Raw genomic sequence first — 20,993 nt, 5'->3', positions numbered from 1 at the left:
GTTGACAGTTCAGGCGTTAGGGAAAACCATGAACCGTTGCCGAGGAGGCGGAGACGGGGATGACCAAGAGCGAGCTCATCGAAGCCATCGCGGCCCGTGGGGAGCTCACCAAGGCTCGCGCGGAGCAGGTCGTCAATTGCGTGTTCGACGCGATGACGGAAGCGCTCCAACGTGGCGAAGGCATTGAAATCCGTGGCTTCGGCAGCTTCACGGTGCGGCCCTACAAGCCCTACGACGGTCGCAACCCGAGGACCGGCCAGCCCGTTCCCGTGCCCGCCAAGCGCTTGCCCTTCTTCAAGGTGGGCAAGGAGCTGAAGGAGCTGGTGAACAACAGCCGCCACTCCAGCGTCCTCACGGACGATGGCGACGACGACGACGACAACGACGACTGACGGTCCGCGGGGTATAAGGCCCGCGTGATCGACCCCAAGCAGCAGATCGTCGAGCTCACTCGCGGCGTCGTTGACGTTCATCAGCGCGACGAGCTCCTCGAGCGTTTGGAGAGCGGACGGCCCCTGTGCATCAAGGCGGGCTTCGACCCCACGCGTCCGGACTTGCACATCGGCCACACGGTGCTGCTCCAAAAGATGAGACAGTTCCAGGACCTCGGGCACCGCTGCGTGTTCCTGGTGGGCGACTTCACGGCGATGGTCGGGGACCCCACGGGGGAGAACGAAATGCGACCCCGGCTGACCCGGGAGCAGGTGCTGGCTTCGGCCAAGACCTATCAGGATCAGGCCTTCAAAGTGCTGGATCGGGACAAGACCGAGGTCCGCTACAACAGCGAGTGGCTAGCCTCGATGGCACTGGATCAGGTCATCGACCTCGCCGCCAAGCGCACCGTGGCGCGTACCCTCGAGCGACGCGACTTCCGTGAGCGCATGGAGCAGCATCGGGACATCTATCTACACGAATTTCTTTACCCATTGCTCCAGGGCTATGACTCCGTCGCGCTCGATGCGGACGTGGAGCTGGGGGGTACGGATCAGCTCTTCAACCTGATGGTCGGGCGGGATCTGATGCAGCGCTATGGCAAGCCGCCCCAGATCGTGATGACGACCCCAATCTTGGAGGGCATCGACGCGCGCATCGAAGAAGGGCGGGTCGTGGGCAAGAAGATGAGCAAGTCCGCTGACAACTACATCGGACTCACCGAGGCGCCGGTCGAGATCTACCGCAAGTGCATGCAGATCGGGGACGACGTGATCTGGCGCTTTTACGAGCTTCTCTCGGCCAAGACGACCGCTCAGATCGCAGAGCTGCGAACGAACGAAGATCCCCTCGCCGCCAAGGCGGCGTTCGGGATCGAGATGGTCACGCGCTTCTGGAGCTCGGATGACGCAGCGGAAGCTCGACGAACCTTCGAGGCGACCTACTTGGGCCACGGCGTTCCGGATGACGTACCGGAAGTGAGCGTCGCCCCGGATGGGGACGGCATCCAGCTGGCCAAAGCCATCGCCCAGGCGGGACTGACCAAGTCCGGGGGGGAGGCTCGACGGCTGATCACCCAGGGCGGGGTGGAGGTCGAGGGCGAACGGGTGACGGACGGCTTCTACCAGCTGGCCACCGGCGGTCCGTACTTGGTGCGTATCGGCTCGAAAAAGCGACGCTTTTGCCGAATCTTGGTGAAGTGACGCGACGCTGGGGCAGAGCCGTGATCGCCGCGACGTTGCTCGCGGCGTGCGGGGCTCCCGCGCCGGCGCCCAAGACCGCCGCAGAGACGCCCAAGGCCGCCGCGCCGCTCCACGAAGGGCCGCTCACCGACTTCGTGCCCGCGGCGGGCCTGCGCTGGATGGTGGTCGTGCGGCCCGCGGAGCTATCGAGTGCCCCCTCCTTGAAGGACGCCCTGGCCCTGCTGTTGCCCGAGCCGCGCCTCGATGCCTTCGCAAAGAGCAGCGGGGTGGAGCTCCGGGAGCTGCCGGCGGGGGTCGCCGCGGGTTTCGACTACTCGACGTTGTATCTCTTCCAGCTCGACAACTCCGGTTCCGCGGTACAGCGACAATTTTCGGAACGCCTGGTAGGAGGCCCTCGCGTCGTTTCTCCCCACGAGAAGATCCGCCGCATCACCGGAGTGATCGGGCGGACCCCCGAGTCCCTGGTCTTGATTGATGGTGAGCTCGGCGCGGTATCGGTGGGTTCGGCCACCCCGGCGCGGGTCGTCGAGCTGTACGCCCTGGGCAAGCTCAAGAAGTCGCCCCCAGCCTTGTCGGGGGCAGCGCTGTCGGCACTGCCCAAATCCGTGGGGTCCGCTCCCCTGGCGTTCTACGCCCCGGGCCCGTTCGAAGGAGAGTGGGCCCGCGGCGCCCGAGGACTGCTCATCAATGCCGTCGCCATCGGTGTCTCGGTGCGGCCGCTGCCCGGCAAGAAGGTGGAGGTGACGCTGGTCTTGGCGGGGGACTGGCCGAAGCCGGACGCCACCACCCGACTGGTGGACGCCTGGGACGACTTGGCCGCCAGCAACCTCGGAAGATTGCTGGGGTTGGACCATCCCGCCGCCGCGCCCATCGTGTCGGCGCTGCCGGATCAGCTGAAGATGACGGTGGAGCTCGACGTGATGCCTCTGGCCCAGGGCCTGCGAGCTGCAGTTCTGTCGGAAGTATGGGAAATCATGGACCTTCCTCGGCCAGCTCCGGCCGGTGGAGGGTCGCCGCCGAAGGCCCCGGGAGAGCCCAAAGCACCCGGGTTGCCCGAGGAAACGCCTTGATTTTCAGTCTCTTGGATTCGGAGAAAGGCAGATTGACCCCGAGCATCGGCCGGTGGTAGGAGGCGCGGTCCGCGGCGCTGAGCCGCCAATTCGGCCGAGCCCAACGGCAGGAGACGTCAATGCAATCGTCGCAGGTCAACGAGGCGCCCCGCCTGGCTTTCAAGAATGGTGACATGGCCGTCCATCCCGCTCACGGCGTGGGCGAGGTGGTGGAAATCGAGCAGCGGGAGCTCGGCGGTCGGCCCAGCACCTGTTTCGTCCTCAAGATCATCGACTCCGGCCTCAAGGTGATGGTCCCGACGGATGCCGCGGAGCGCGTGGGCCTCCGCCCCGTGATGAAGAAGCGGGAAGCCGACAAGATCATCGACATCCTCAAGGCCCCCGAGGTCGCCGTGGACGTTCAGCCCTGGAACCGACGGTTCCGGGCCTACACGGAGATGCTGAAGAGCGGTCTCCCCGGCGAGATCGCAAAGGTTTTGCGGGACATGTACCGGCTCAAGTTCGACAAGGACCTCTCTTTCGGGGAGCGCCGCCTGCTCGACCAGGCCAAGAGCCTGCTGATCCAGGAGCTGGCCCTCGCCAAGAAGGTGAGCCGCGCCAGCATCGAGACCCAGATCCAAGAGATCTTCTCCGCCTGAGGCTCAAGCGTGCTCCGGTCCGTCCGTTCGGATCGGTAGCACCATGACTGCCGCTCGTTCGCTCCTCGCCTTCGGCCATTTCAACCGCGCCCGGCGCCACCAACTCTCGAACGTCGCTCAGGAATCGGCGTTCGAGCTGCACCTGGAGGAGGACGCCGAGAGCGCCAGTGCGTGGCTCACGGACCATCAGCCCCAGGCGATCCTGATCGACGGGGAGCGGAGCGATGCAGCTCAGATCGCCCTCGATGCTCGCATCCAGTCGAGCACCGCACGCACGCCCATCCTGTCCCGGGTGGAGGACGTCACGGACCTGGCCTTCGGGGATGCCTTTGGCTGGGGCGGAGACGACGTGGTGTCCCTGGAGCCTTCCTGGCGGTTGCTGCGCCGATTGCGGGCCCTGCCCCGGGAAGCGGCGGAAAGTCCGGTCAATGGCCGCGGCAAGGCGGTGATCGCCGATCCGGATCGACGGCGGCGCATCGCCCTCGGACGTGTTCTTCGCAATGCTGGATTCACGGTGACCTTCGCGGTGAGCGCCAACGACGCCCGCGGCTTTGCCGAGGATCCCGAGGTGCGTGTGGTGGTCGCCGGCAGTGACCTGGAGGGCGGCACCGAGGAGCTCGTGCAGGACGCCGCCGGCCGGTCCGATGCCCTGTGGCTGGTGCCGTGCCCGCCGCGGGAGCTCAAAGCCTGGCGCGAAGCGCTCGGCGAGGTGGAGCACGCCACCCCCATGGACGGCTACGCTCCTCCGGAAAACGTGCTGTTCTTGCTGAACGAGCTGTCTCATTCCTGCGAGAACAAGCGAGCCAGCGCGCGCCTGTTGTACGGCACCGCGGTGGCGTTCCGAGGCGCCGGGCGCGACGAAGACGACATCGGCTTCAGCTTCAATCTGAGCGCGGGGGGTCTGTACGTGCGGACGCTGGCGCCGCCGGAGGACGACCTGGTGTGGCTCGAGCTGACGCCACCTCGCAGTGAGCGGCGCGTGCGCCTCGTCGGTCAGGTGGCGTGGCGCCGCGGGGTCGCTCACAGCGAGACGGCCACCGTGCCCCCAGGCTTCGGCGTCCAGATCGTGGACGGTGCCAAGACCGACCTCGAGCTGTGGCGCGCGGGCTACGCTGCCTTCGCTCAGTCCGTCGGCTGACAGCTCGACGTGAGCACAGCGTGGGATGTGCTCTAATGGGTCGACATGAAGCTCTACACGCGGACGGGAGACGGCGGCTCCACGGGGCTCTTCGGTGGACAGCGCGTCGGTAAGGACGACCCTCGCGTGGAAGCCTACGGAACGGTGGACGAGACGAACGCCGTGATCGGCGCCGCGCGCGCGATTGGGCTGCCGGAGTCCGTGGATGCCGTGCTCGCACGCGTGCAAGAAGATCTGTTCACGCTCGGAGCAGAGCTCGCGTGCGCGCCGGGCAAGGAAGACAAGCTCGGGATGACGCCCGTATCCAACGAAGACGTGTCTCGCCTGGAGCGTTCCATCGATTCCGCGGAAGAGGGCCTCGCGCCGCTGACGACCTTCGTGCTTCCGGGAGGCAGCGCGGCGGCCGCAGCCTTGCACCATGCGCGCACCGTGTGTCGCCGCGCGGAACGCCGCACCCTCGCCGCTCGCCACGCGACGGCGATCCGCGACGAGGTCGTGGTCTATCTGAATCGCTTGAGCGATCTGCTGTTCGCTCTCGCGCGACGCGCGAACCACGAAGCGGGCATCCCCGACGTCCCCTGGTCGCCAAGAGGGGTTTGAATTCACCCGGCTGCGGGCTCGGTGGCGCTGGAGCTCGTTTTCTTTGTCGGTCCGCCGCGGAAACGCTTTTTCCGCGGCGAGCCAACATCAAATCGAAATGAGCGGGCTAACAGGGCAACGCTTGGACGTGCTCGGTGGGCTGTGCCGTATGGTAGCGGCCGCGATCGTCGCGAGCGAGGCGAGCGAGGGCGACCTTGGGGTCGTGAGTGAAGAACAGACGGCCGCGGCGCGCGAGGAGATCAGCGAACAGCTGCGTCTTCTCTTCGATGAGCAGCTCGGGGAAGCGGTCGTAGCCCATGGTGATGGGCAGGTGCACCCAGGCGGCGCCCGGCACCAGATCCGCGGCGAACACGATGGGACCGTCAGCGGCGGGGATCTCCGTGAGCATCAACCCCGGCGTGTGGCCGGAGGAGAAGTGAAGGCGATAGTCCGGTCCCAAAGCGCGAGAGGTGGCCCCCTCGACGACCTCGAGACGACCGCTCTCTTCGAGCAGCGGGACGAGCTCCGGGATGAACGAGGCGCGATCTCGCGGGTGGGGCGTCTTCGCGCGTTGCCAGGCTTCGGCGCCGACCACGAAGGTGGCTTTCGGAAACAGCAGCTCGAGGGAGGCATCCGGGCGCCAAGGCGCGAACAGGCCGCCGGCGTGATCGAAGTGCAGGTGCGAGAGCACGACCACGTCCACGTCCGTGTGCTCCACGCCGAGGGCGGACAGGTTCTCGAGCAGCACGTGACGCTCTTCCACCACGCCGTAGCGTTCTCGCAGCTTGGGCTCGAAGAACGCGCCGATGCCGGTCTCGAGCAGCAGCGTCTTGCCCGAGTCTTCGCGCACCAGAGCGGCGCGGCAGGCGAGCGGGATGCGGTTCTTGTCGTCCGGTTCGATCCAGCGCTGCCACAGCGGCCGCGGCGCGTTGCCGAACATCGCGCCGCCATCCAGGCGCTGGGAGTTGCCGAGTACGGACCAGAGCGTGCGCGTCACTGGCCTGGGCTACCACGTGACGCGGCGCCGCGGTGCTGTATAGATCATGGGATGAGCCTGGAGACGCTGACGGAGCTGCTCACGCGGGGGCGCTTCGTGGCGCTCACCGGCGCCGGCATCAGCACCGAGAGCGGCATTCCGGACTATCGCGGCCCAACCACGCGAGAGCGGGCGCGAAATCCCATCCAGCATCGGCAGTTCGTCGAGAGCTCCGCAGCGCGACAGCGCTACTGGGCCAGAAGCGTCGTCGGCTGGCCGAAGATGGCCGCGGCTCGGCCAAACGCCGGGCATCACGCGCTGGCGGAGCTGGAGCGGCGCGGGCACCTGAGCGGCGTCATCACCCAGAACGTCGACGGCCTGCACCACGCCGCGGGCAGCCGGACGGTGGTGGAGCTGCACGGCGCCCTCGCGCGGGTGCGCTGCTTGGGCTGCGACACCGTGGAACCGCGGAGCGAAGTGCAGGCGCGGCTGCTACAAGAAAATCCAGGGTTCTCCCCGGAGGACGCGGCGATGGCCCCGGACGGGGACGCGGAGCTGGGCGGCGTGGACGACTTCCGCGTGGTGGACTGCCGGGCCTGTGGTGGCGTGTTGAAGCCCGACGTCGTGTTCTTCGGGGGCAGCGTACCGCGGCCGGTGGTGGACGACGCCTTCGCGCTGCTCGACACCGCCGATGCGCTCTTGGTGGTCGGCTCCAGCTTGGCGGTGTTCTCCGGCTACCGCTTCGTGCGGCGCGCCCGAGAGCGGAACATCCCCGTGGCGCTGGTGAATCTTGGGCCGACGCGAGCGGACGGAGAAGCCACGCTGCGCGTCGAAGGGCGTGCCGGCGAAGTGCTGCCGGCGCTGGCGCTGGCGCTTCAGCCCTGAGATCCGGAGGTGGAGGCGTTGTCGCGACGCCAGCCCTCGATGCGGCGCGTGGGATAAGGCCGAAGATCCACCGGGATCGCTCCCTCCACGGTGTAGCCCGAAAGCGTGGGGCGAATGCGCACCGCGCGAAAGTGCACGCCGGCGGCGAGGGCGGCGCGGGCCGCCGCGGCGAAGGCCGGATCGTGCACGTCCGAGGGGCGCACGGCGCGCACGTCCGGGCGCTGCACGGTGAAGAGCACCGTAGCGCGATGCCCGGCGCGCACGACCTGGGACAGCTCCGCCAGGTGCCGCGCGGCGCGCTCGCTGCGCGAGTCCGGGAAGTAGCCGCGCCCGTCCGGGTACACCAGGTGGCAGTTCTTCACCTCCACGAAGTGCTCCTTCTGGCCCCGCCGAAGCCAGAAGTCCACGCGAGATCCCTCGCCGTAGGGATACTCCGCGCGCAGCTCGTCGTGGGCGAAGCCCCGGGGCTTCGTCTCCAGGAGGGCGCGCACGATGCGGTTCGAAACCAGAGTGTTCGCGCCGACCAAACCCCCATCGACCTCGATCAGCTCCCAGGTGTAGCGGAGCTTGCGCTTGGAATCGGCGTCCACCTCGCTGAGCCACACCGTCGCACCCGGTCGCACCAGCCCCTCCATGGCGCCGGGGTTCACGCAGTGGGCCGTGACCACACGCCCGCCAGAAAGTCGCACGTCGGAGAGGAATCGCTTGTAGCGCCGCACGAGCGTCCCGGAGATCAGCGGCCGGGGATGACGGATCTCGGTCACGGAGGCCTCGTAGCACGTGGCATGCTGAGCCCATGAGGCGCTTTGTCCTGCCCCTGGTATTGCTGTGCCTGACGCTCTTCGGCTGCGGTGACGACGAGCCCTACATCGGGGCGGAGAGCGGCGCCGTGGTGGTGCTGCTGCCGGAAGCTGCGGACCCCGCGGTGGAGCGCACCGTGAGCGCTCTCGAGAAGTACGTCGCGACGATGGTGGGGATCGCGCCCACGGTGGTACGGCTCCCCGCCAGCGCCAGCGAGGACGACGTGACGAACGCCGCCGAGCACGAGCGCGCCGGCCTGGCCATCGTCATCGACCTCGCCGAGCAGGGCGACGTGGCAGAGTTGCCGGACGGCTCCTATCGCATCGTGAGCAACGACCGCGGCACGTGGACCAATCGACTCGACCACGGCAACGGCGCCACCTTCGTGTTCCTCTCCGGCGCCTCCAAGCTGGCCGACCAGTACGCGATCTACGAGCTGCTCCGCCGGCTGGGCGCGCGCTTCTATCATCCGGAACAAGAGTGGGTGCCGCAGGTGCCCAGGGCGCAGGTCCGCGAGCGCGCGCGCACGGCGACGGTCATCGCTCAGAGAGATGCCGACGGAAAGCCGCTTCAGGACTACGTGCCGGACTTCGCGGCGCGCTCCTACACCTTCCACGGCGCGCACCCCCTGGAGCACCTGGAAGCCTTCAGTGACTCGAGCTTTCCCATCGACGAAGCGGAGCACGTGGAGGATTGGATCGTGAAGAACCGCGGAAATCGCTTCCGAGGTGCGGGTCGTGGCATCGCCAGTCAGGAATCGCGCGCCGCGCGGGCTCAGGAGCTGGACGCCCTGCGCCGGCTCATGGGCTTCCCGACCGGTCGCGGCATCACGCTCCACAATCAGCAGCAGGGCGCCACCGCCGTGGTGGATCCCAATTCCTCGGTACCGCCGCAGAAGCAGATCGAGGATTACGTGGACGCTCAGCTCGACGGCGCCGGAGACGACGTGACCGAGTTCGGCATCCACTTCGGCCCGACGGAATTCACGGTCACGCCGGATCAGGAGACGGTGCAGTGGATCGAGTGGGCGGGGCATCGCGCTCAAGCCATTCGCCCCGACCTGCGCATCGTGGTGAACGATCACACCACCGGCTCCCAGCCGACGCCGAACTACGACGACTTGGGCTGCCCACCGGGCACCAACTCCGCCGGCCGCGGCGATTACTACGATCTCGCGTTCCACACCGACCCGAGCTTCGGCACGCAGGTGCACACGGTGATGTTCTATCCGCTGGAAGGGCCGGCCCACGTCTACGATCAGGTGAGCTTCGCCCACAAGCTGTGCCTGATGCAGAAGGCCTCCGCAGCGGGGCGCCCGCTGACGTACTTCCCCGAAGGCGCGTGGTGGCTGTCTTTCGACAATCCCATCCCGGCGTACTTGCCGCTCTACATCTGGGCGCGGCACCGGGACATCGAGCTGGTTCGCCCACTGCTCGCCAAGAACGGGGGCACGCTGGAAGGCCACAAGATGTTCAACAGCGGCCAGGAGTGGGGCTACTGGCAGCAGGACTACGCCGTCGGCATCTGGCACTGGAACACCGACGTGAGCATGGACGCCGTGCTGGGCGAGATCGCCGATCCCTTCTGCACCCAGGACAGCTGGCCCGACAGCTGTAACGCTCGCGACACCGTGGTCCAGGTGATGAACGAGCTGATGGATCACCAGAAGGACTACCTGCTCGACAAGCCGCGGGTGGGCGGCAAGCCCGGCGGTCTCTACACCTACCTGGCCGGGGAAGACCCGGGAGACGAGATCGCGGCGGTGACGGGCTTCGAGTTCCGGCCCGTGCGCACGTCGTTCAACACCGTCATGGGTTGGGACAAGAGTCAGCTGTCGGATTTCCGCTTCGGAGATCAGAAGCGCCTGCTCGAGATGGTGGACGCCTACGACGATTGGCAGGCGCGGCTTGCCGCAGTGCGACCCGACGTGCCCAGCGCCGGGCTGCCGTGGTTCGACGAGATCGCCGACGGCATCGAGATCGACAAGCTGCGCGCGCAGCAGGCGGAACAGCTGTACGACGCCGTGCTCGCCTATCGTGAAGACACCTTGAAGGGCACGGGAGACCCGACCGCGCGCGCCAAGGAAAAGCTCGCGGCGGCGGCCGAAACCCTGACCCAGGCCGAGACCGTGATCCGACGTCGCGAGACCATGTACCGCTACCCGCCGGAGCAGGAATACGGCGGCGGCCTGACGCCGGAGACCGCGGTGTCGAACGGCACGACCTATCCCTATCGCGTACACACCAAGACGCACTTGCTCTGGTACTGGAAGAACCGACACGAGCAGGCATCGGACATCATCGACGGCAAGATCGGCGGTGAGAGCAGCGTGGTGCTCGATCCGGTGCTCGCGCCCCCGGGCAGCGTGGTGAACGTCAGCTGGCCCAGCATCGAGGGACTCACCGGCAGCCTGGATCTGGGCGATGGCACCACCGTCACGACCGCCGACACCAGCCACGACTACCCGAACCAGGAAGCCGTGTGGGCCGTGAGCGGCAACATCACCCTGTCCGGTGAGCCCCTGCCCTTGAAGGGCGCCGTAGTGCGCGCCAACGTCCGCGCCCAGACCGCGAAGGACGGCTTCTACCTGGTGAAGCCGGACAGCGACTTGGCGCGGAACCTCCTCGCCACGCTGGTGCCCCGCATGCACTTCGGCTGGGTGCCGGGCGCCACGCCCAAGCTCGCGCTGATTCCCGAGACGCGCGCTGACGGCAAGCTCGACTTCACCCGCGTGATGGTCGCCTCCGCGACGCCGGCTTCGGGAGCCTTCGCCACGGAGCCCTTCGACGCCAAGATCCCGATCTCCCCGCCGGGCGGTGGTGAGGTCACGCTGGAGGTACGCATCTCCGGCATGGTCGTGAGCGGCGACGTGACACCCACGGCGTTCGGCACGGAGCTCACCCTCGCAGGGCAGATGGTGCTCGACGACATCGTCAACGCGCTCATCGCCCTGGCCGGCTTCGACGAGAAGGGCGCCTACGACACCCTGAGCGGCATCCTCGGCTTCGATCCGGACAACCCGCCGGACACGGTGCCCTTCGAAGCGACCATCACGGTGGAGCCGGCCAGCTAGCGGGGCAGGACCCGCGCGGGCAAGAGCGGTAACTGCTCCGGGCTCGCGAACCCGGCTTGGCGCGCTCCCTCGAGGGCCAGCCCCGCCACGGTCAGGATCGCGAGCCACACGGCGATCGCGACGGAGGCCAGGGCCACCGGAACTGAGCTTGAGCGTCCGGGTGGAGGCCGAAGCGGAATGTCGATCAGTGTCGGTGTCAGCGGCGCGCGCCGCGGTCGCTGCAGACACAGCCGCGTCAGCTCCATCACCGCGCCGTCGGCCGTCGCGAAGCGTTGCGGCGGCTGTGGGTGCGTCGCCTTCCGAAACCAGTCGTCGAAGCCCTCGGGCAAGCTCACGCCGTAGCGCCGCGCCCGCACGCTCGCCGGTTCCGTGGGTCCACGACGAATGATGTCGGCCATCACGAAGGGGTTTTCGTTCGGCGTCCACTCGCTCGCGAAGTACTGGCGCCCTACCAGGAAGGTGAACGCCAGCATGCCCACGGCGTAGACGTCCACGCGCGGCGTCAGGCGCTCGCTTCCGAACTGCTCCGGCGCCATGTACATCGGCGTTCCCATGTTGCGGGTCGCTCCCCGCGTGGAGCGATTCTCGAGCACCTTGGCGATGCCGTAGTCGAGCACCTTCAAGAGCGGACCACCGTCGTCGCGGCTCTCGATGAACAGATTGCCGGGCTTCAGATCGCGGTGGATGATGCCCTGGGCGTGGGTGACCGACAGCGCGCTGGCGAGCTGCGTGAGGTACTGCACCACCTCCGAAAGCTCGAAGCGGCGCTTGCGCTTGAGGCGCCGGGAGAGATCTTCCCCACGCAAGAGCTCCATCACGATGTACGGCGTGTCGGAAGCGTCGTCGATGCCAGCGTCCAGCACTTGCACGATGTGCGGGCTCGAGATCTGCGCCGTCAGCCGAGATTCCCGAAAGAAGCGCTCTCGAAATTCCGGCTCCCGAGCCAGGTGCGGCAAGAGCACCTTCACCGCGCAGGGCCGCTCGGTCACCAGGTGGGTCGCGCGGTACACGCTGCCGAATCCCCCCGCCCCGATCATCCGCTCCAGGCGGTAACGCTGAGCGAGGACGCTGCCCTCGGGAAGGACCATGGCCCTGCAAAGAACAGCAACCGTCGTGCCAGCTCCAATGCTTCGGCAAAGGCGAGTCTCGAGGGTCCCGGCGTTGCACGATCGAGCAAGCCCTTGCTCGACAAGCTCGAGATTTGTTTGTTGGCCCGCCGCGGAAACGTCCTACGCTCGTCGTCGTGCATTCGGCTCTTTGGCTCGCGCTCCCGCTCGCGCTGCTCGTCCCAGCCTGCGGCGGCGACAGCACGGACACACCGGCAAAGGACGCCGGCGCTGACGCGCCGAGCTACGAGCCGATGCCGGTGGACGGCAGCACGTGCGGCGCCGTGCTCCAGCACTACCCCCTGCTGCCCTCCCCCCACGTGGCCGAGTGCTCCCTGGTGGAGTACTCGTCGAACCCTCCGACCTCGGGGCCCCACTATGGCTTCTGGGCGGAGTTCGGCATCTACGATCAGGCCATCCCGCGTGGCTTCTGGGTGCACGCGATGGAGCACGGCGCCGTGGTCGTCGCCTACAGCTGCACGGACTGCGGCAGCGAGGTGGACGCCGCGAAGACGTGGATCGCCCAACTATCCGCGGATCCGTTGTGCTTGAAAACGAGCTCGGTGAAGCGCCGGGTGATCCTGACGCCGGACCCACTTCTACCCACCCGCTGGGCGGCCGCGGCCTGGGGCGTGACGCTCCGTAGCGACTGCTTCGAGCCCGACGTGTTCTCGGACTTCTATTACGCTCACGAGGGCAAAGGCCCGGAGAACATCTGCTCCGACGGCGTGACTTTGATCAACGAGGATGGCGGCCTAGTGGTCCCGAGCGACTGCGGCGAGTCCGATGGCGGCGTGGAAGCCGGCTTCGACGGCGGCTTCATGGAAGCCGGGCTCTGATTCCATCAGCGGCGGGTCTCAAGCTTCTGCATCGATCGCCGTTCGTCGAGGTGCGGGCAATCCCGTCCTCGGGCTCATGAACGTCTCCCCCCTCTCGGTCGCCGATGCCGCCATCGCTGGAATGGCCGGCCTCCTCGCGTCCTACGAGGCGCGCTTGTACGCGCTGAGACGCCATCGCTCCGAGCACCTGTGGCTCGCGATCCTGTGCGTGGTGACCGGGGGCTACGCCACCAGCATGGCCATCCACTACGACGCCGGCGCCGAGACGGCGCTGGTGCTGTCCCGCCTCGAAGGGGTCTTGCTCGGGACGGCGGCCCACGCCGCCCTGGCCTGGGCGCTGGCGGTCTCTGCGCGCTTCACGCCGCGGCGGCGCGCCGCGCTGCTCACCTCCTGGAGCGTGAGCACGGTGCTGCTGCTCTCCCCTTGGGTCGTGACGGACGTTCAACCCTTCACCGCCATCGCCGGGGACAACCCCGTCTACCGCCGGACGCAGAACACGCTGGTGGACCTGTTCTCCGGATACGGCGTCCTGATGGCGATCCTCGCGACGGTAGTCGTCAGCCGCGCGCCCAAGTCGCGGCGTCGGGAGACACGCTACTTCTTCATCGGGCTCACCGTGTGGTGCGGCGTGGCGGCGCATACCTTCGCGATGGCGGCCCTGGGACACTGGCCCGCGTTCTCCACCGTGGAGTATGGCTTCCTGGCGCTGGCCATGAGCCTGGTCGCGCACGACGTCGGCAAGTACCTCCAGATGCTGGAGACGAGCGAGGCCGAGACCGCCGACGCCCGGCTCCAACAGCGCGCGCAGGCGCGGCTGTATCGCGACGTGGTGGCCGCCGTGGCGGACGGCGTGGTCTTGGTCGACAGCGAAGACAAGGTGCGTCTGTGGAACCGGGGCATGGCCGAGCTCACGGGGATCCCGGAGACTCGAGCGTTGAATCGAAGCTTGTGGGAGCTGCTGCCCACTGCCCGGGGGGCCCGCGACGAGTTGTTCGAAACCGACTCGCGGGTCGAGCTGCACCTGGGGAGCGACACCCTGGTGGAGCTCGGCGCAGCGGAGGTCGAGATCGACGACCAGCCCGGTTTCGTACTGGTCGCGCACGACGTGACGCAAAAGAAGGAGCTGACGGGACGACTGATGGAGGCGGACCGACTAGCGGCGGTGGGCACGCTGGCGGCGGGTATCAGCCACGAGATCAACAATCCCCTGAGCTACGTGATCTTGAACCTGGAGGAGCTCGAACGAGACGCCGCCGCCGGCCCTGGCCGCGAGCTCTTGGACGGCGCGCTGCTCGGCGCGCGGCGCATCCGCGACATCGTGCGGGCCGTGGGCGTGTTCTCGCGTTCCGAGGAAGAGCGCACGCGCCTGCGCCTTTCCGAGGTCGCCGACAGCGCCGTTGCCATGGTTCAAAGCGAGATCCGGCAACGCGCCAAGGTTCAGGTCGAGCACCGCGACCACGCCACGGCGCTCGGAAACGAGACCAAGCTCGCGCAGGTGGTCTTGAATCTGCTGGTCAACGCCCTGCACGCCATCCCGGAAGGAGATCCGAGTCACAACGTGATCGAGCTGCGCACGTTCGTCGACGGTGCCCGCGCCGTGTGCGAGGTGCGGGACTCCGGAGTGGGTATCGCGCCGGAGATCCGTGATCGCGTCTTCGATCCCTTCTTCACCACCAAGCCCGTGGGGGCGGGAACCGGATTGGGCCTCACCATCTGCCGTGAAACGGTGCGTGCCCTGGGGGGAGACATCGAGATCGACGGCGGAGCGGTCGGAGGCACCACATTTCGAGTGGTTCTGCCGGCGACCGAACCCGAATCCGAGCCCGCGAGCCGCCCGCGCCCCCGCCGCTCGATGCCTGACCGACGCTATCGGGTCCTGGTCGTGGACGACGAACCCGCGGTGCTTCGGGCGCTGGCGCGGGAGCTCCGACGCCACTACCAGGTGACGGCGTGCAGCTCGGCGACCGAAGCCCTCGAACGGCTGGACGACGGAGAGCCATTTGACGCCATCGTGACGGACGTGATGATGCCGGGAACCACGGGCATAGAGCTGTACGAGAAAATCGAACGGCGAAGCCCCCAGGTCGCCCAGCGCGTGGTGTTCACCACCGGGGGCGCCTTCACGGCGGAGACCCGCGAGTTCTGCGAGCGCATGCACGAGCGCGTGTGTGACAAGCCCGTGGACGTGGAACGCCTGCGAGAGCAGATCGCGCTGGCCGCGTCCCGTGGCAGCGACCGGCCAAGCCTCAGCGCCGGAGCTTGAAGTTGTGCAAGGACGCAGGCACCTCCGCGTCGATCTCTTCCAGTGACAGCTCGACGCGGCCCTCCAGGGCGAGCTGCGCCCGGGCCGCGTCCGTGATCAGGATGTCGCCCGCCTTGGCGCGGTCTTCTCCGAGCTTGCTCGCGGCGTTCACCTCGGCGCCCCACACGTCCTCGTCCCCCACGCGGAGGATGCGGCCGTAGCCGATGCCGGCGCACAGCAAGATCTGCTCCTCGGGTTTCCGCCGGCCGTTCACGTGCTCGCACGCCTGCATCATGGCCTGACAGCAGTCCAGAGCACGGACCGCCCGACGGAAGAGGAGCATCAAGCTGTCCCCTTCGGCTTTGACCAGGATGCCGTCGTGCTCCTCTACCAGCGGCAACAGCAGCTTCTTGTGCTCGTAGATCACCTGCAAGAAGTGGATGATCCCGAACTTTTCCACGCCGCGAGAAAAGCCAGCCAAATCGGTGAAGACCACGGCCCACTCTTCGCCAAACAAGTCCCAGATGCGCTGATCGATCGCCCCGGTGTCCGCCCCGCGCTCACAGCGCTGAGCGACGAGGTGCCAGAGCCGAGCAGCGCTGCTCGATAGCCACGAATCGTCCATACCGCCGTGAGGATACACCACACGCGGGAGCCGGTCCGGCGTGGCGCTCAGCGCACCTCGGTGCCGTCGGTCTCGATCACACCAGGCACGGCCGTCCCCCGACCGGGCAGCACCGCCGTGGCCTGGCTCTTGAAGCGCCGGAAAGCGAACAACAGTGCCGTGAGCGCCGTGACCATGGCCGCGATGTCGTCTAGCCATCCGATGACGACGATGGGATCCGGAATCAGGTCGATCGGAAAAACCACGTAGAGTGCCGCGAGCAGCACCAGGAGCTTCGACCAGAAGCCGACGCGGGGATCCACGAAGAAGCGGAGCGACGAGACCACCTCGGGCTTGGGAGCGACCGTCGTTTTCGACATACCTCGGCTCAAGGTATGTCGGAGTGCGGGCGGCGCAAGTCTCGCCGCGTCAAGGCGGACCCGCGAGGAGAATTCGAGACTCCCGTCCGCGGGACAAGTTATTGGTCCCAGCGCCCCCAGCGGCTAGGATTCGAAGCTGGTGTCCGAGTCCGAGCCCAAAGTGATTGGGCGATACGCCCTGTTCGGTGAAATCGCTTCTGGGGGTATGGCATCAGTCCACTATGGCCGGGTCGTGGGTCCAGGTGGCTTCGCGCGCACCGTCGCAATCAAGAAGCTGCACTCGCACCTGGCCAAGGAACCGGAATTCGTCGCGATGCTGCTGGACGAGGCACGCCTGACGGCCCGGATCCGTCATCCGAACGTGACCTCGGTACTCGACGTCGTGATCCACGAGAACGACGTCCTGTTGGTGATGGACTACGTGCACGGTGAATCGCTGTCGCGTCTGGTGCGCGCAGCAGCGCGAGACCGACTGCTGCCGCCGTTCGACCTGATCACGGGAATCATGGTTCCCACGCTGCACGGACTTCATGCGGCCCACACCGCGAAGGCGGAGACCGGCCGGCCCCTCCAGATCGTGCATCGCGACTTCACGCCGCAGAATCTACTGGTGGGCGAGGATGGAGTTCCCCGCATCGTGGACTTCGGAGTGGCGCGCGCCGTTGGGCGCCTGCAGGCGACTCGCGAAGGGCAACTCAAAGGCAAGCCAGCCTACATGGCACCCGAGCAAATCTTGGGAGATGACGTGGACGCCCGTACGGATCTCTTTGCGGCGGCGGTCATTCTTTGGGAGATGCTCACTCTGCGCCGCCTGTTCGCGGCGAACAACGATGCGGCCGTGGTCAATCGGGTCCTGACGCGCATCGTGGATCCGCCGTCGCGCGTGCGAAGCGACGTTCCTCCCGCGCTGGACTCGGTGGTCATGAAGGGCCTAGCCCGCAACGTCGCTGAACGTTGGCAAACCGCAGAGGAGATGGCCTACGCCCTGGAGGAAGCGTGTGCGCCCGGAAGCGCGACGGTAGTGGGGCGCTGGGTCCACGGGCTGGCGGGAAGCGTCCTCGAAGACCGAGCGGCCACGATCTCGAGCATGGAGACCGGGACACCGAGCCTGGCGACGGGGCTCCCACGACGCGCCGAAGGCACTGGAACGGCATTGACCGCGGACAGCAACCCGTCGACACGACAGCGACGGGGTCTACGCGGCGTGGGTCTGGCCGTTGGCGCCCTCGGATTGCTGGGCGCGGGGATCTTGATCGGCGGGCGGGTATTGACCGCAAGCTCGCAACCAGACGTGGCCCCCGCCGCTGAACCGAAGCTCCCGCCTCCCGCGGTCAGCACGTCCGAACCGCGGCCGGCGACCTCGATCCGCGCTCCTCGACCGGAAGCATCTGCTCCCGCCTCCGCCACGCCATCGGCGAAGCCGCCGGTACTGCGCCCCAGGTCGACCGCCAAGCCTCCCGCGTCACCGAAGGTTCCCCCAACCAGCTGCAAACCGCCCTACACCGTCGACGAACGCGGCGTAGTACACTGGAAGCGGGAATGCCTAGGTCAACGCTAGATCGGTGCGTCGCTCCGCTCCTCGCGACCGCGCTGTGCTTTGGGGCTGGACCTGCGGTAGCAGAAGAACGGTCCGTGGACGCGTGCATCGCCGCTCACGTGGCAGCGCAGGAGAAGCGTCTCGCTGGTCAGTTGCTCGAAGCACGGAAGAACCTCCGCGAGTGCGCCGCCGCCGAATGCCCCGGTGAGATCGCGAGTCAATGCACCCAGTGGCTCATGGAGCTCCGCAGCGAGATCCCGTCCGTGGTCATCGTGGTGCGTGACCAAAAGGGTCGTGATCGCTCTGACGTAGCCGTACGACTGGACGGCAATGAGCTAGGGCGATCCTGGGTGGGAGCCGCGGTCGACGTGGACCCCGGCAAGCACCGGTTGAGCGTGACCGCCACCGACGGCATCAAGGTCTCCCGAGAGTTCGTGGCAGCCCCGGGCGAGTCACGGCGCCGAGTCTCGGTCGCGCTCCGACCACGCGCCCCCGCCCGTGCCTCCAGCACCTCTCCCACGGAGCCGCCCCCGTACCTCGGCTACGCGCTGGTCGGAATTGGTGCCGTGGCTCTCGGCGCGTCAGCGGCTTTGTGGCTGAGCGCCAAGAGTGATCTGGACGGGTTCAAGGAGGACTGCGCCCCAACGTGCGATCAATCCAAGGTCGATTCCGCCAAACGAAAGGCCACATATTCGGACATCGCGTTGGCGGTGGGCGTCGTCGGTGCCGCCAGCGGATCCTACTTGGTGCTCTCCCACGGGCCGACCACCACATCGGGGCATGGATTCCTGGTGAGCGCCTCAGGGCGATTTTGAGTGTCGGGGCGAGACGATACAACCGTTCGACGCTCCCTGAGCGCGCTGCTGCCGCGGAGCGCACGCTTCATTCTGGACGTCGTGGACGGGCCAGACCAAGGCACCCGGATGGAGCTCGATCCCGCAGCACCACAACAGTTCTTGGTTGGGCAGAGCGCGACCTGCGCCCTCAGCTTGACAGACTCCCTCGTGTCTCGCCGCCACGTGGCGCTATCCGTCGAAGGCCCCGAGCTTCACTTGTTCGACCAGCGCTCCACCAATGGAACGTTCGTCAACGGGGTACGTGTGGCGGAGGCCTACTTGCGTGGTGGAGAGACCATCGGTGTGGGGGCCACTCAGATCCGAGTCAGCCAGATCGGTGACGAACCCACCCCAGGGCTCAACGGAAGCGACCGCTACGGGCCGCTCATCGGGGGTAGCCCGTGCATGCGCCGCCTGCACCCTCTCTTGGAGCGCCTGGCCGTCGCCAACGTTCCCGTGATCGTCGAAGGGGAAACCGGCACCGGGAAGGAAGTGGTGGCCGAAGCGCTTCACGAAGGGGGACCACGCTCGAAGCGCCCGTTCGCCGTGTTCGACTGCACGGCCGTCGCACCGAGCTTGGTCGAGGCCGCGCTCTTCGGACACGAGAAGGGCGCCTTTACGGGAGCTACGACATCCCGACTTGGCGTCTTCGAGCAAGCCCACGGCGGCACTCTCCTGATCGACGAAATAGGCGACCTGGACCTTTCCTTGCAGCCCAAGCTCCTGCGGGCCGTGGAGCGCTCGGAAATCCGCCGGGTCGGTGGGCAAGACTGGATACGCGTCGACGTCCGCATTCTGGCGGCCACACGTCGAGATCTGGATCTCGAGGTTCAAGTCGGTCGCTTCCGGGAGGACCTCTTCTACCGGTTGAACATTGCCCGGGTCGAGCTGCCGCCGCTCCGAGAACGCCCCGGAGACGTGGCGCTGCTCGCGCGCTACTTCTGGGACCGGCTCGGCGGACGGGCTCTTCCGATCCCCTACGACTTGTTCGAATCCTGGGAGGACTACCACTGGCCGGGAAACGTGCGCGAGCTCGAGAACGCCGTGGCTCGGCGGCTCGCCCTCGGGGAGCTGGCTCCAACGCTGCAAGAAGGAAACCGGACGCGAGCTGGCGAGCGCCTGGAAGTGCCCTTCCAAGTCGACAAGGCGCTCGCGCTGGCACGGGGCGAGGCCGTCGCGGAGTTCGAGCGGGCGTACTTGGAGCGGCTTCTGTCAGCACACTCGGGCAACGTGACCGATGCTGCGCGAGCAGCCGGCGTGGGGCGTCGCTACTTCAACATGCTGCGCGCGCGTCACGGAGTCTGAGCTCACAATCGCGCGCGCACCAAGCCGAAGTCCAGCGAGCACCAGTACAGGAAGTCGCCGACGCTCGTCACGCCGACCGGCGTGTTGGTGCTGGCAAACTCGCTCGCGCTTCCTATGCTGCCCAACCGATAGCTTTGGATGGAACCCCCCACGCCGCCTCGCGTCGCCCAGTAGAGCTCGTCGTCGAGCAGTATGATCTCCGCGCCGCTGGGCGCCGCCACACCCGTTTCGTTGCTCACCGCCGTCGTCGAGAAGCCACCAGCAGGTTTGGGCGTGGCGATCAGTGCGCCATTGGCCACGCTGGCGAACACGCGCAACTCCAAACCTGAATCGTCGTTGGGCAACTCGCGCGCGATCACGCCCCAGGCGCCCTCCAATTTCGTCGCAACCGCTTCCGGCGAGTCCGGCGGTGTGGAGGGAGACAGTGGCACGCGCCGAATGGCATCCGTGCCCGGATCGGGATTGTGCTCCGAGTAGTAGATCCAGGAACCGAGCACATCCAAGGTCGTTGGCACGCCTGACAGGTTTGGATACAAGAGCTCGCTGGTATCACCAGCTACGGGGACCCGGCCGATGGCACCGTTCTTGTCAGTGAAGTAGACGAAGGAGCCGTCTACTGCGAGCCCGAACGGACGCCTCGGCGTCGAGTCTCCGGCGTTGGGGTACACCTGCGCGGGAGTGGCGCCCGGCATGTCCACGTCGAGCTTCCACACCGCCTCCGGCGCGGCTTCGGTTGTCCAGAACAGAGTCTTGCCCGCACGTCGCAGCCACGCCGCCCCGCTTTGGCCCAACGCGACGCCGGTGACTTCACCCGTTTGCAGATCCACCTTGTAGACGCCGCCCTCCGCCTTCGAGGCCTCGGGGAGGTAGCGAGTGACGTAGACGTTGCTGCCGGTCTCGTCGACGACCACGCTATGGCAACCGTCGAGAGGGGCCAGCAAGAAGGGCTGGCACTTCGATGCCGTGCACGCGCCACCGCCGCAGTCGGTGTCACAGGCTCCGCAGTGGTTCGCGTTCGAGGTCAGATCGACGCATTCGTCGCTACACTGGGTCTCGCCGCTACCGCATGCGTTCGTTCCCCCAGCATCCGCTTTTCCGCCGGTGACCTCCGAAAAGTCCAGGAGGCGCGAGCACGCCGTGAGGCTCAGCAGTGCGGCCAATGCGAAGAGCCGAGACCGGGACACGTACCATCGTGCATAGCATGCACGACAGCCACCTGCGAAGGGCGGGGCGGCTCTGGCGGCAGCGGGAAATGCGCCTTCTCGTCTGGGAAGCGTCACTTCCCGCGCCCTTCTCGGCGAGGCAGAATGCCGGACAAACATCTTGGCACCCACCTTGCTACGCGACCGA

The 20,993-nt window shown here is 67.2% G+C and carries 19 protein-coding genes; 13 read left to right on the top strand and 6 right to left on the bottom strand.

The genetic code is table 11. The features are described 5' to 3' along the window. The first annotated feature begins 59 nt into the window (after positions 1 to 59). The 6 genes from H6717_32675 to H6717_32650 all read left to right on the top strand — a co-directional run bounded on the left by H6717_32675 (position 60) and on the right by H6717_32650 (position 5,080). Positions 60 to 392 (top strand): integration host factor subunit beta, encoded by a 333-nt coding sequence (locus H6717_32675; protein MCB9581833.1) that lies wholly within the window; start codon positions 60 to 62, stop codon positions 390 to 392. 24 nt (positions 393 to 416) lie between these two features. Continuing rightward, positions 417 to 1,634: a tyrosine--tRNA ligase gene (locus H6717_32670; protein ID MCB9581832.1), complete on the top strand. Its 1,218-nt coding sequence runs from the start codon at positions 417 to 419 to the stop codon at positions 1,632 to 1,634. Continuing rightward, on the top strand, positions 1,631 to 2,704 hold the full coding sequence (locus tag H6717_32665) for a hypothetical protein (GenBank protein MCB9581831.1): 1,074 nt from the start codon (positions 1,631 to 1,633) through the stop codon (positions 2,702 to 2,704). The genes H6717_32670 and H6717_32665 overlap by 4 nt, the downstream gene beginning before the upstream one ends. Positions 2,705 to 2,877: 173 nt before the next feature. Continuing rightward, on the top strand, positions 2,878 to 3,342 hold the full coding sequence (locus H6717_32660) for a CarD family transcriptional regulator (GenBank protein ID MCB9581830.1): 465 nt from the start codon (positions 2,878 to 2,880) through the stop codon (positions 3,340 to 3,342). Between the two features lie 43 nt (positions 3,343 to 3,385). Then, a complete protein-coding gene (locus H6717_32655) occupies positions 3,386 to 4,480 on the top strand; it encodes a hypothetical protein (protein MCB9581829.1) in 1,095 nt (364 codons plus the stop codon). Between the two features lie 45 nt (positions 4,481 to 4,525). Next, positions 4,526 to 5,080, top strand: coding sequence for a cob(I)yrinic acid a,c-diamide adenosyltransferase (locus H6717_32650; GenBank protein MCB9581828.1), 555 nt, complete (start codon positions 4,526 to 4,528; stop codon positions 5,078 to 5,080). 106 nt (positions 5,081 to 5,186) lie between these two features. Here H6717_32650 and H6717_32645 read toward each other — a convergent pair whose 3' ends face one another. Then, the gene (locus H6717_32645) at positions 5,187 to 5,999 is read right to left on the bottom strand and encodes an MBL fold metallo-hydrolase (protein MCB9581827.1); all 813 of its coding nucleotides are present in this window, start codon (positions 5,997 to 5,999) and stop codon (positions 5,187 to 5,189) included. 108 nt (positions 6,000 to 6,107) lie between these two features. On the opposite strand from H6717_32645, the gene H6717_32640 reads away from it, so the two are divergent. Then, entirely contained in the window at positions 6,108 to 6,920 is an 813-nt protein-coding gene (locus H6717_32640) for an NAD-dependent protein deacetylase (GenBank protein ID MCB9581826.1), read from the top strand. On the opposite strand, the gene sfsA is transcribed toward H6717_32640, so the two are convergent. Continuing rightward, positions 6,911 to 7,684, bottom strand: coding sequence for a DNA/RNA nuclease SfsA (gene sfsA / locus H6717_32635; protein ID MCB9581825.1), 774 nt, complete (start codon positions 7,682 to 7,684; stop codon positions 6,911 to 6,913). The two genes, H6717_32640 and sfsA, sit on opposite strands and share 10 nt — an antisense overlap. A 32-nt stretch (positions 7,685 to 7,716) precedes the next feature. Between sfsA and H6717_32630 the strand changes: the two genes are divergently transcribed. Further along, entirely contained in the window at positions 7,717 to 10,794 is a 3,078-nt protein-coding gene (locus H6717_32630; protein ID MCB9581824.1) for a hypothetical protein, read from the top strand. Here the strand turns inward: H6717_32630 and H6717_32625 are convergent. Further along, positions 10,791 to 11,882 (bottom strand): serine/threonine protein kinase, encoded by a 1,092-nt coding sequence (locus H6717_32625; GenBank protein ID MCB9581823.1) that lies wholly within the window; start codon positions 11,880 to 11,882, stop codon positions 10,791 to 10,793. The genes H6717_32630 and H6717_32625 overlap by 4 nt on opposite strands. 155 nt (positions 11,883 to 12,037) lie before the next feature. Between H6717_32625 and H6717_32620 the strand changes: the two genes are divergently transcribed. Then, a complete protein-coding gene (locus H6717_32620) occupies positions 12,038 to 12,739 on the top strand; it encodes a DUF3105 domain-containing protein (GenBank protein MCB9581822.1) in 702 nt (233 codons plus the stop codon). 76 nt (positions 12,740 to 12,815) lie between these two features. Further along, complete coding sequence (locus H6717_32615) at positions 12,816 to 15,002, top strand: response regulator (protein MCB9581821.1); 2,187 nt, start codon at positions 12,816 to 12,818, stop codon at positions 15,000 to 15,002. On the opposite strand, the gene H6717_32610 is transcribed toward H6717_32615, so the two are convergent. Together H6717_32610 and H6717_32605 are read right to left on the bottom strand one after the other, a co-directional pair. Beyond that, positions 14,986 to 15,606: an adenylate/guanylate cyclase domain-containing protein gene (locus tag H6717_32610; GenBank protein MCB9581820.1), complete on the bottom strand. Its 621-nt coding sequence runs from the start codon at positions 15,604 to 15,606 to the stop codon at positions 14,986 to 14,988. The genes H6717_32615 and H6717_32610 overlap by 17 nt on opposite strands. A 47-nt stretch (positions 15,607 to 15,653) precedes the next feature. Next, a complete protein-coding gene (locus H6717_32605) occupies positions 15,654 to 15,965 on the bottom strand; it encodes a DUF1232 domain-containing protein (GenBank protein MCB9581819.1) in 312 nt (103 codons plus the stop codon). A gap of 205 nt (positions 15,966 to 16,170) precedes the next feature. Between H6717_32605 and H6717_32600 the strand changes: the two genes are divergently transcribed. The 3 genes from H6717_32600 to H6717_32590 all read left to right on the top strand — a co-directional run bounded on the left by H6717_32600 (position 16,171) and on the right by H6717_32590 (position 19,643). Next, positions 16,171 to 17,523, top strand: coding sequence for a protein kinase (locus H6717_32600; protein ID MCB9581818.1), 1,353 nt, complete (start codon positions 16,171 to 16,173; stop codon positions 17,521 to 17,523). A gap of 74 nt (positions 17,524 to 17,597) precedes the next feature. Then, positions 17,598 to 18,317 (top strand): hypothetical protein, encoded by a 720-nt coding sequence (locus H6717_32595; GenBank protein ID MCB9581817.1) that lies wholly within the window; start codon positions 17,598 to 17,600, stop codon positions 18,315 to 18,317. A gap of 108 nt (positions 18,318 to 18,425) precedes the next feature. Continuing rightward, on the top strand, positions 18,426 to 19,643 hold the full coding sequence (locus tag H6717_32590) for a sigma 54-interacting transcriptional regulator (GenBank protein MCB9581816.1): 1,218 nt from the start codon (positions 18,426 to 18,428) through the stop codon (positions 19,641 to 19,643). Positions 19,644 to 19,645: 2 nt separating this feature from the next. Here the strand turns inward: H6717_32590 and H6717_32585 are convergent, their stop codons facing one another. Further along, positions 19,646 to 20,827: a hypothetical protein gene (locus tag H6717_32585; GenBank protein MCB9581815.1), complete on the bottom strand. Its 1,182-nt coding sequence runs from the start codon at positions 20,825 to 20,827 to the stop codon at positions 19,646 to 19,648. Positions 20,828 to 20,993 lie beyond the last annotated feature (166 nt).

Source organism: Polyangiaceae bacterium, from assembly GCA_020633235.1.
GTDB lineage: Bacteria > Myxococcota_A > Polyangia > Polyangiales > Polyangiaceae > JACKEA01.
Note: the sequence above shows the minus strand (reverse complement) of the source record. Positions and strands in the feature narration are given on the sequence as shown.